Source organism: Kitasatospora sp. NPDC093558, assembly GCF_040683475.1.
Taxonomy (GTDB): Bacteria; Actinomycetota; Actinomycetes; order Streptomycetales; family Streptomycetaceae; genus Kitasatospora.
This window is the reverse complement of the sequence record NZ_JBFBDY010000225.1, coordinates 1-9,966: the sequence shown is the minus strand read 5'-3', so window position 1 is coordinate 9,966 and position 9,966 is coordinate 1. Positions and strand designations below refer to the sequence as shown.

At 73.8% G+C, this 9,966-nt stretch carries 9 protein-coding genes and 1 pseudogene; 4 read left to right on the top strand and 6 right to left on the bottom strand.

All coding sequences use genetic code 11. The features are described from left to right. Positions 1-648, bottom strand: a pseudogene (locus tag AB0O00_RS20900) (hypothetical protein); the annotation flags it as partial. Further along, a complete protein-coding gene (locus tag AB0O00_RS20895) occupies positions 645-1,235 on the bottom strand; it encodes a TnsA-like heteromeric transposase endonuclease subunit (RefSeq protein WP_363653886.1) in 591 nt (196 codons plus the stop codon). The gene AB0O00_RS20895 and the pseudogene AB0O00_RS20900, both read right to left, overlap by 4 nt. Positions 1,236-1,585: 350 nt before the next feature. On the opposite strand from AB0O00_RS20895, the gene AB0O00_RS20890 reads away from it, so the two are divergent. Next, complete coding sequence (locus AB0O00_RS20890) at positions 1,586-2,164, top strand: hypothetical protein (RefSeq protein ID WP_363653884.1); 579 nt, start codon at positions 1,586-1,588, stop codon at positions 2,162-2,164. 87 nt (positions 2,165-2,251) lie between these two features. On the opposite strand, the gene AB0O00_RS20885 is transcribed toward AB0O00_RS20890, so the two are convergent. From AB0O00_RS20885 to AB0O00_RS20870, 4 genes are all read right to left on the bottom strand, one after another. Next, positions 2,252-3,511: a histidine kinase gene (locus AB0O00_RS20885; RefSeq protein WP_363653882.1), complete on the bottom strand. Its 1,260-nt coding sequence runs from the start codon at positions 3,509-3,511 to the stop codon at positions 2,252-2,254. 8 nt (positions 3,512-3,519) lie between these two features. Continuing rightward, complete coding sequence (locus AB0O00_RS20880) at positions 3,520-4,242, bottom strand: ABC transporter permease (RefSeq protein ID WP_363653880.1); 723 nt, start codon at positions 4,240-4,242, stop codon at positions 3,520-3,522. Then, positions 4,239-5,189, bottom strand: a complete 951-nt coding sequence (locus AB0O00_RS20875; RefSeq protein WP_363653878.1) for an ABC transporter ATP-binding protein — start codon at positions 5,187-5,189, stop codon at positions 4,239-4,241. The genes AB0O00_RS20880 and AB0O00_RS20875 overlap by 4 nt, the downstream gene beginning before the upstream one ends. A 210-nt stretch (positions 5,190-5,399) precedes the next feature. Beyond that, a complete protein-coding gene (locus AB0O00_RS20870) occupies positions 5,400-7,580 on the bottom strand; it encodes a prolyl oligopeptidase family serine peptidase (protein WP_363653876.1) in 2,181 nt (726 codons plus the stop codon). A 315-nt stretch (positions 7,581-7,895) separates the two neighbouring features. On the opposite strand from AB0O00_RS20870, the gene AB0O00_RS20865 reads away from it, so the two are divergent. The 3 genes from AB0O00_RS20865 to AB0O00_RS20855 are packed head-to-tail and all read left to right on the top strand — an operon-like array spanning position 7,896 to position 9,595. Next, complete coding sequence (locus AB0O00_RS20865) at positions 7,896-8,090, top strand: DUF2304 domain-containing protein (protein ID WP_363653874.1); 195 nt, start codon at positions 7,896-7,898, stop codon at positions 8,088-8,090. 48 nt (positions 8,091-8,138) lie between these two features. Then, positions 8,139-9,095, top strand: a complete 957-nt coding sequence (gene mshB, locus AB0O00_RS20860) for an N-acetyl-1-D-myo-inositol-2-amino-2-deoxy-alpha-D-glucopyranoside deacetylase (protein WP_363653872.1) — start codon at positions 8,139-8,141, stop codon at positions 9,093-9,095. Continuing rightward, a complete protein-coding gene (locus AB0O00_RS20855; RefSeq protein WP_363653870.1) occupies positions 9,092-9,595 on the top strand; it encodes a DUF6113 family protein in 504 nt (167 codons plus the stop codon). Before mshB ends, AB0O00_RS20855 begins: the two co-directional genes overlap by 4 nt. Positions 9,596-9,966: the final 371 nt, after the last annotated feature.

Genomic DNA, 9,966 nt, shown 5'->3' with positions numbered 1-9,966 from the left:
GACGGCGCTCACGCCCAGCGCGACGGTGTCGACCAGCACCACCGCGCCGGGGCGGTCCGCCGTCAGGGGCCGGCCGGGGAGCTCCGGCGGCTCGGCCCGGTCGGGCTGCGCGGGTGCGCCCGCCGGGCCGGCGGGGCCGGAGCGGCGCAGCGAGCGGCGGTCCACCAGCCCCCACAGGCCCTCCTCCCGCCAGCGCTTCAGGCGCCGCCACATCTGCACGGGGGCGTAGCCGAGTTCGGCGGCCTTGCTCTCGACCCGGCGGGTCAGGGAGAGCCCCGGCGCGTACTGGGGCCGGGGCTCGTCGGGCCGGGAGTCGTCCGGGCTGCCGGAGCGGTAGCCGGTGGTGAGTTCCAGGAGGTGCTCCTGGGCCCGTAAGAGTTCACGCCACTGCTGGGGGCTCAGCCGGTCCAGCAGGGCGCCGGTGTCCGGGCGGCCCTCCTCGGGGCCCGTGCCGTCCGGTGCCTGGCCGTACGGGCGGAAGGTGGGCTCGGCGAGCAGGGCCCCGGCGCCGATCAGGGTGAGCGCTCCGGTGTCCGCGCGCAGCCGGACCACGTCGTCGGTGATGCCGGTGACGGTGTGCGGCCGGCCGTCGAGCCAGAGCCGGGCACCGCACTGCAGCCGGAACGGTCCGCGGGCGGCCGGTCTCACGCCGGCTCCCCGGCGGTCGTGACGACGGTCGTCTCCCGCAGGGGTGCGTCGAGGTCGGCGACGACGCGGTGGTGCCACATCAGGTGGAACAGCACGGCGCGGGCCAGGTCGGGGTACGGCACGCGGGCCAGCAGGCCGCCGATCGTCGTGCCGCCGCGGGCCAGGTCCAGCAGCCGGGGGGCGAGTTCTGCACCGAGGTGGACCGGGCGCCGCGCGCCGGCGAGGAACTCGATGTTCGCCCAGCGCTGGCGGTCCGGCTCGCCCACCCGGCGGTGGTCCCAGCCCAGTTCGGCGCAGGCGCGCCGGACCCGCTCGGCCCGGTGGCCGGGCGCCGGCTCCTCGGTCTCCAGGACCAGGCTCCGGCCGTCGGCGCGGCGCGCCAGGACGAACGGGGCGTGCCGCCACGGGCCGTCGTCGTCGACCGCACCGAACCGCAGCGGCCGGGTGGCGAAGGCGGTGATCCCCGGGTCGAAGTCCAGGAGCGTCAGCCAGGCGCGCTCCAGTCCGGTCCGGTACTCGACCAGGCCGCCCGTCGTGGCGGACCAGTAGGCGTCCGTCCCGGCCCCCGGGACCGGTCTCGCCGTCAACGTCGCGTCTTCCCCGTGCACAGGCACAGCGTCTCCCCCGATTCTCGGACCCATGCGGTCCGGACCACTATCAAGTAGCAGTCCGCCGCTGGCAATTGCACTATCACGTTGGTCCGGTCACCCTCATTTACGGGCCTTGGCAACCGGTTTCCGCTACGTTTCCACTCGTCCGGCCCGGCGGGCTCAACCACCGCCGGGGGCGCGATCATCCGTGATCGCCCCGGACCAACGGGGATCGGCGCGCACGGGGGCTTCGGCGCCGCGATTCGGGGGATTCTGCGCGCGGTCGTGCACTTCTTCCGGACGGATACGAGGACCCCTGTGTGTGCACAACAGACAGGGAAGCGAAAGTGACCAAGAACCAGCTCCGCATGGCCGCCGTCACGGTCGTCACCGCGCTCGCACTGGGCAGCGGTGCGGGCATGGCGAGCGCCACCGAGCAGCACAACGTCCGGCTCGCCCAGGCCACGGCCGAGGCCCAGGTCCTCACCCAGGCCTTCGAGGGCACGCCCGCCCCGACGATCGTCGAGGACGGCCTGGAGGACCGCCTGGCGGACCTGCCGGAGGACGCCTCGCTCGACCAGGTCGTGCAGGCGATGTACCCCGACGACCAGGACGCCCAGGCATCGGCCCTCGCCTACCTCACCGCGGCGGCGGACGACACCTCCTCGGACGACGCGGCCGGCGCCGTCACCCCGCAGTTCTGGGGCTGGGGCGACGCCTGGCACCTCGCCAAGTGCGTGGGTGCCGTCGGCGGCTTCATCGCGGGCAACGCGCTCGCGATCTCGAAGGTCCGCAAGATCGGCGGCGTGGTGAAGCTCGCCAAGCTGCTCATCAAGGGCAAGAACTTCGAGCAGCGCATGAAGGCCCTGCTGGCGGCCTTCGGCGACATCAGCGGCCTCGGCGCGGTGGCGAGCTCCTGCGGCTGACCGGTCCGGCCGGGGTGACCGGTGGCACCCCGTAGGTACCAAACCGAGGAGCCCGTGCGCACCGGCGCACGGGCTCCTCCGTACTTCTTACGTCCGTTCGGCCGCCGGCGCCACGGGCGTCGACACCTCGCGCAGCGGCACCATCGCGCGCAGGCGGAAGCCCTTGCCGCGCTCCGCCGGGCCGGTCTCCAGGCGCCCGCCGACCAGCGCGAGGCGCTCCTCCAGACCCGAAAGGCCGTTGCCCGCCGAGGACTTGCCCGGTCCGCGGCCGTCGTCGGTGACCTGCAGGACGGCGAAGCGCTCGCCGCTGCCCTCCCACGCCGTGTCGGCGGTGACGGTGCAGACGGTGGCGCCCTCGCCGTGGCGGACGATGTTGGTGACGGCCTCGCGCAGCGCCCAGGCCAGCGCGCCCGCCTCCTCGTTGGCCAGGCCCGGCCAGCTGTCGACGAGCTCCGGTGCGACCTCCAGCCGCACCTGCGCCGCGGCCAGCGCGGTGCGGGCGGCGGCGAGTTCGACCGGCAGGGTGGGCCGGCGGAAGCCGGTCACCGCCTCCCGGACGTCGATCAGCGACTGCCGCGCCACCTGCTCGATGTCGGCGACCTGCGCCCGCGCCGCCTCGTCCTTCCCGGCGTCCATGAACCGCCCGGCCAGCTCGCTCTTCAGCGTGATCAGCGACAGCGAGTGCCCAAGCAGGTCGTGCAGGTCGCGGGCGAGCCGCAGCCGCTCCTCGGAGGCGGCCAGGTGGGCGACGGCGGCCCGCGCCTCGCGCAGCTCCTTCATGGTGGCGACGAGCCGCTGCAGGCCGGTCATCGCGACGCCGGAGAGGAAGGCGCTGAGCGCGAAGGTGGAGATGCTGTCGTTCCCGGCGTGGATCAGCAGGCCGGTCACGACGGTGAGCGCGGCCATGCCGACCAGCGCCCGCAGCGCGAGGTTCGGCGGGGTGATGACCGCGAGGCACACCGAGGCGTAGATGAACATGGTCAGGAACGCGCCGCCAAGGGCGAAGGAGGAGGCCACCGCGAGCACGATCATCGTCCCGACGATCACCTGGCAGGCCCGCGGCCTCATCCCCGCCTGCGACCGGAAGACCACCAGCAGGACGTAGGAGACCACGAAGACCGCCAGGCAGGCCCAGCCGAGCGCCTGCCCGGCCGGGCTGTGGCCGCCGTTGACCAGGTCTCCCGCCGGGTAGGCCAGGTAGGTCATCCACAGCAGCATCCAGGCGACCTTGACCAGCATCTGCCGCCTGGTCTCCACCGGAGAGCCGGGCACGCTCATGAACGCGGCGCGCGCCGCACCCACCTCCGGCGGATCGTCGGTGCGGTGGGTGCGGTGCGTCTCGTCCATGTGGATCATCATGCCTGTCGGGTGTCACGCCGGTACAAGACGGTGGCGGCGGCCGCGAACACCGCGAGGAAGGCGGCCAGCCCGGCGACGGCGACGGTGTCCAGCGAGTGCCCTGGCTGGGTGAAGTCGGCCAGCTTGTTGTACAGGAACACCGGGTTGAAGCGGGCGAACTTCTCCAGCGAGTCGCTCACCGGGAACCACGTCCCGCCGAACAGCGACATCAGCATGTAGACGATCATCACAACGGTCTGGACCGAGTCCGCCGCGGCCGCGTAGCCCAGCGCCACCCCGAGCGCCGCGAACACGAAACTGCCCAGCCACAGCGCCACCGCCAGGCCGATCCACTGCGCCGCGCTCAGCGACACCCCCTGGCTCGCGCCGACCGCGAACACCACCAGGATCGCCGGAAGCGTGGTCACCGCACTCGCGGCGATCTTGCCGACGGTGTACGCCCGGCCGGGCAGCGCGGTCAGCCGCAGCTGGCGCACCCAGCCGCTCTTGCGCTCCAGCGAGATCCGCTGCGCGCTGCTGTTGAGCACCGAGCCGACCGCGCCGAAGGTGGCCATCGAGACCATGAAGTAGGTCTTCACCGGCAGGCCGCCGGCCAGCTTGTCGGAGTCGTAGGCGTGGATGAAGAAGAAGTACATCAACGCCGGGTAGGCGATGGTGAAGAGCAGGTACCGGCGGTTGCGCAGGGTCCGCAGGACCTCCAGCCGGATCAGGGTGGTCATCGCACGGTCTCCTTCACTGCGTCCTGGTCGTCCTGCTCGCCGGTGATGGTCAGGAAGGCCTGCTCCAGGCCCAGCCCGGTGACCTCCAGCCCGCGCGGGTACAGCCCCGCCCGGTAGAGCCCGGCGACGCTCGCGTCGGCGTCGGCCGTCCGGATCCGGACGGTCCGCACCCCCGGCACCCGGGCGGTGACGTCCAGCGACTGCACACCGCCCGGCAGAGTGCGCAGCAGCGACTCCTCGAACTGCCCGTCGGCGTCGTGGAGTTCGAACGCCACCCGGCGGGCCCCCGCCCGCGCCTTGATCTCCGCGGAGCTGCCGTCGGCGATCAGCCGGCCCCGGTGCAGGACCAGGACGCGGTCGGCGATCGAGTCCGCCTCCTCCAGGTAGTGGGTGGCGAACAGCACCGTCCGCCCGGCGTCGGCCTGCGCGCGCATGCTCGCCCAGAACGCCTGCCGGACGGTGACGTCCATGCCGGTGGTGGGCTCGTCCAGCACGATCAGGTCGCTGTCGCCGGCGATCGCCAGGGCGAAGCGGACCCGCTGCTCCTGGCCGCCGGACAGCTTGTCGACCCGGCGCTCGGCCAGTTCGGTGATCCCCGCGTCGGTCAGCACCCCCGCGACCGACCGTCCGCGCGGGTGCACGTCGCAGGCGAGCTTGACCAGTTCGCGGACCTTGACGTCGGCCATCAGCCCGCCGCTCTGCAGCATCGCGCCGACCCGGCCGGCCGCGATCGCCTCGCGCGGGCTGGTGCCGAACAGCGAGACGCTGCCCTGGTCGGGCTCGCGCAGGCCGAGCAGCAGGTCCAGGCTGGTGGACTTGCCGGCGCCGTTCGGCCCGAGCAGGGCGACGGTCTCGCCCGGCCGCAGCACGAGGTCCAGACCGTCGACGGCCCGCACCCGCCCGTAGCTCTTTCCGACGCCGCGGAAGGCGGCCACCTCGGTGCCCATCGTCCCGCTCCTCTCCCCTGGTGGTGTCGCGTCCGGTGACGCGTTCGGTGCCGTTCGCACCACCTCAGAGTCCCGCGCGGGCCGGGTACGGCGGCAGTGTCCGCCGTCGTGCGTTCCGCATGACGGATGTCATGCCGGCGGCCGGTACCCCCATCACGCCGAATAGGACAGTGCGGGCACCGGCCGTCGAGTCGGCTGGTCGGAGCGGGACTACATCCCCAGCGAGCGCTTCACGAAGTCGACCTGGAGCAGCAGCAGGTTCTCCGCGACCTCCTCCTGGGGCGTCATGTGCGTGACGCCCGACAGCGGCAGCACGGTGTGCGGGCGGCCGGCGGCGAGCAGCGCGGAGGACAGGCGCAGGGTGTGGGCGGCCACGACGTTGTCGTCCGCGAGCCCGTGGATGATCATCAGCGGGCGCTCGAGCCCGGCCGCGTACCCGGTGAGGGAGTTCGCCGCGTACACCTCGGGCCGCTTGGCCGGGTGGCCGAGGTAGCGCTCGGTGTAGTGGGTGTCGTACAGCTCCCAGTCGGTGACCGGCGCGCCGGCGACGGCCGCGTGGAAGACGTCCGGACGGCGCAGCACGGCGAGCGCGGCCAGGTAGCCGCCGTAGGACCAGCCGCGGATGGCGACCCGGCCGAGGTCGAGCGGGAACTCCCCGGCCAGCGCCTGCAGCGCGTCGACCTGGTCGTCGAGGGTGCTCCCGGCGAAGTCGAAGGCGATCGACTTCTCCCAGTCCGGTCCGCGTCCGGGGGTGCCGCGCCCGTCGGCGACGATCACGGCGAAGCCCTGGTCGGCGAACCACTGCGAGTTGAGGTGCGGGTTGTGCGCCTGGACGACGCGCTGGCCGTGCGGGCCGCCGTACGGGTCCATGAGGACGGGCAGCAGGCCGTCGCGCTCGCGGTCGTAGCCGGTGGGCAGGAGGACGGCGGTCGGGATGCGGCGCTCGCCGGCGAAGCGGAAGACCGGGCGGGCGGTGATGACCGGGGCGTCGGCGTAGGAGGCGATGGTGGCGATGTCGTCGACGACCACGCCCTCGGGCAGGTCGCGGGCGACCTGGACGAGGGTGCCGGGCAGGTCGGGCTCGGCGGTGGCGCGGACGGTGATGCCGGCGGCGTGCACGGCGGTGGTGACGGACGTGAACGGGCGGCCGTTGGCGGCCTCCCAGCCGAGCCGCTTGCCGTCGTGGCTGATCCGGCCGACGGCGATCCAGCCGGGCTCGGGGTCGGTCTCCGCGGCGCCGCCCGAGGCGGTGAAGAAGACCTCGTCGGCGGTGACGGCGACGACCGAGCGCAGGTGGAGGTCGTCCCCGGTGACGGCCTGGTCGCCGATCACCAGCGCCCGCACACCGCCCTCGTCGGAGATGCGCACGAGCTTGCCGTCCGGCGTCCAGGCCGGGACTCCCTGGAACAGCTCCAGCCAGGTGTCGTCCCGCTCCTCGAACAGCACCTCGGTGGCGCCGGTGGCTACGTCGAGGCCGAGGATCAGCTGGCTGCGCTGGTCGCGGGCCTGGACGAGCAGCAGCGGCACGCCGCCCCTGGACCAGTGCACCCGGGCGAGGTACGGGAAGGCGGCACGGTCCCACACGACCTCGGTACGGCCGCCGTCCAGGTCGAGCAGCCAGAGCCCGACCTCGGCGTCGGCGGTGCCGGCGGCGGGGTAGGCGACCTCGGCGGGCTCGCTCTGCGGGTTGGCCGGGTCGGCGATCCACCAGCGGCGCACCGGGGTGTCGTCGGCGCGCTCGACCAGCAGCCGGTCGCTCTGCGGGGACCACCAGTAGCCGCGGTCGCGGCTCATCTCCTCCTGGGCGATGAACTCGGCCTGGCCCCAGGTGACGTTCGGCCCCTCGGGCTCGGCCAGGGCGCGGTCGCCGCTGCCGTCGGCGCGGGTGAGCCGCAGTTCGCCGGCGGTGTTGGCGTACGCGACGTACGCGCCGTCCGGGGAGGGGCGCGGGTCCAGCAGCGGTCCCTCGGCGGGGAGTTCGGCGGTGGCGCCGGTCACCAGGTCGGCGGTGAACAGGCGGCCGGACAGGGCGAAGGCGGCCAGCCGGCCGGCGGCGTCGAGGGCGTAGCCGACGATCCCGGCCGAGCCCTCGCGGCTGCGCTCGCGGCGGGCCTTCTCGGCCGGGGAGAGGTCCTCCTCGCCGCCGCCGAGCAGGACGGCCGGGTCGGCGGCGATCCGCTCCTCGGCGGTGGCGGTGTCGAGGGTCCAGAGCAGATTGGCCCGGGAGCTGCCGATGGGGGTCCCCCCGGCCGAAGGCTGGGGGAGGGAGCGGAGGAAGACGACCCGGGAGCCGTCCGGTGCGACGGAGAACGACCGGGGCGCGCCGACGGTGTAGCGCAGGGTCCGCGCGTACTGCCGGGGGAATGTGTCCGCAGGGGTGTGGGAGGTCATGGCACCAGACCCTACGACCTCTCGCGCGCGCCGCCGGGAGCGTTGTGATCACTCGTTCGGAGCATCGTCGGGAAGTACGCCCCAAAGAGGTCCGCACCCCCTCCGACCGGCCCATGCGCCCCACGAGTGCTGCCGTACCCCGGCGCGCGCGGACTCACCGAACGTAATGCACCACTCACCCATCGGGTAAGACTGATCGGGCGGGTGATCGTCCGGCCCCGTCCCGGACCGCCGGTCGCCCGGCCGCAAGTCCCGCACGGTCCGACCGCCGCCCTCCCCAGGGGGCGGCGCACCCGAGAAGGGGTGTGAGCCGACATGGCTTTGTCCGTCTCCGCAGCCATGCTGATGCTGGTCATCGTGGTGGTGCTGATCCGCCGCTCCGGCCTGAAGCTCGCGCACGCGATCATCTGCGCGCTGCTCGGCTTCTACCTGGCGTCCAGCTCCATCGCCCCGTCGATCAGCCAGATGACCAGCAACCTCGCCGGGATGATCAACGGCCTGAAGCTCTGAACCCCGCGCGCTCACCCGCCCGCCCGGCCGGTCGTTAGGCTTCCTCCCATGACCTCGACCACCGGACGCCGCCTGCTCCTGGTACACGCCCACCCCGACGACGAGTCGATCGGCAACGGCGCCACCATGGCCCGGTACGCCGCCGAGGGCGCCCGCGTCACCCTGGTGACCTGCACCCTCGGCGAGGGCGGCGAGGTGATCCCGCCCGGGCTCGCCCACCTGACGGCCGATCGGGACGACACCCTCGGCGCGCACCGGATCGGCGAGCTGACCGGGGCCATGGCCGCCCTCGGAGTCGCCGACTTCCGCTTCCTCGGCGGCCCCGGGCGCTACCGCGACTCCGGGATGATGGGCGTGGCCGACAACGACGTGCCCGGCTGCTTCTGGCGGGCCGACGTGGACGAGGCGGCCGGCCACCTCGTCGCCGTGGTCCGCGAGGTGCGGCCGCAGGTCCTGGTCACGTACGACGAGAACGGCGGCTACGGGCACCCGGACCACATCCAGGCGCACCGGGTCGCGATGCGCGCGTACGACCTCGCGGCCGACCCGGCGTACCGGCCCGAGCTCGGCCCGGCCTGGCGGATCGCCAAGGTGTACTGGAACCGGATGCCCCGTTCGGTGATCGAGGCCGGGCTCGCCGCCACCGCCGCCCGCGCGGCCTTCCCCGGCACGGCCGTCCCGTCGGACGTCCCCGGGGTGGTGGACGACGCGGTGGTCACCACCGCGGTGGACGGCACCGCGTACGCCGGGCGGAAGGCCGCCGCGATGGCCGCGCACGTCACCCAGATCACCGTGGACGGCGCGTCGTTCGCGCTCTCCAACCACCTCGGCCAGCCGCTGGTCGCCACCGAGTACTACCAGCTGGTGCGCGGCCAGGCGGGGCCCGGGCGGCCCGAGGACGACCTGTTCGCCGGCCTGGACATCGGGCCGGGCACCGGCTTGGGCACCGGCCTGGACGCCGAGCACACCGCCGCGGACGAGACCGCCGAGGAGGGCGCCCGATGAACAAGTCCGCCGACCGCAAGCCGACCGGACCCGCCGGGCCCGCCGACAAGAAGGCGCCCGAAGCCCCGAAGCGCTCGCCGATCGCCGCCGTCCTCGGCACCCGGGACGAGCGCCTGGCCGAGGCTCAGCCCCCGCGCATCGCCCGGTTCGTGGCGTATGTCCTGTTCCTGCTGCTCGGCTTCGCGGTCTCGGTCTGCGGATCCTTTGTGCAGGCCTTGTGGCCGCCCGTGGGGGTCCTGCTCGCGCTCGGCGCGACCGCCGCGACCTTCTACGGCGGACTGCGCGTCACCGGCACCCGGCTGGGCGCCGCGCTGCCCGCGGCCGGCTGGTTCATCGCCCTGGTGCTCGTCATCGTGCCGCGGCCCGAGGGCGACACCGTGCTGTGGCCCAATGCCACATCCCTCGCCTGGATGTTCACCGGCTCGATCCTGGGCGTGATCTGCGCCACCCTGCCCACCCGGACCAGCTGGTTCCCCGGGGTCCCCAACCAGCCGCGCTGAACCCGGGAGTGCGGCGCGTACGGTAGCGCACACGACGCGCAGTCAGGACCACACGGCCGTACTCTCATACCGGAGGAACCGGACGTATCGGGATCTGTCCCAACCCGTTCACCGCTCAGTTCTTCCCAGTATGGTGGTGCCGCAGAACGCCGTACCCGACCGCCGCCCGCCCCAGGCCCGGCGACCACGAACCGCGGTCGCGCCGCACGGCCCGCCCGCGAACCCGGAGCAGAGCAGCATTGAGCAGCCGCGAATCTGACAACGCCCACCCGACGCCCCGGCGCACGGGCCCGGACGCCTACCCGTCGGGCACCCCGCCCTACGGCACACCGGGCCTGCCCGGCGGCGACCGGGCCGGCTCCGGTGCCGCC

Excerpts from the sequence above, each read along its gene's own strand:
- AB0O00_RS20885 (WP_363653882.1), bottom strand. The coding sequence starts at position 3,511 with ATGGACGAGACGCACCGCACCCACCGCACCGACGATCCGCCGGAGGTG.
- AB0O00_RS20880 (WP_363653880.1), bottom strand. The coding sequence starts at position 4,242 with ATGACCACCCTGATCCGGCTGGAGGTCCTGCGGACCCTGCGCAACCGC.
- AB0O00_RS20875 (WP_363653878.1), bottom strand. The coding sequence starts at position 5,189 with ATGGGCACCGAGGTGGCCGCCTTCCGCGGCGTCGGAAAGAGCTACGGG.
- AB0O00_RS20870 (WP_363653876.1), bottom strand. The coding sequence starts at position 7,580 with ATGACCTCCCACACCCCTGCGGACACATTCCCCCGGCAGTACGCGCGG.
- AB0O00_RS20865 (WP_363653874.1), top strand. The coding sequence starts at position 7,896 with ATGGCTTTGTCCGTCTCCGCAGCCATGCTGATGCTGGTCATCGTGGTG.
- mshB (WP_363653872.1), top strand. The coding sequence starts at position 8,139 with ATGACCTCGACCACCGGACGCCGCCTGCTCCTGGTACACGCCCACCCC.
- AB0O00_RS20855 (WP_363653870.1), top strand. The coding sequence starts at position 9,092 with ATGAACAAGTCCGCCGACCGCAAGCCGACCGGACCCGCCGGGCCCGCC.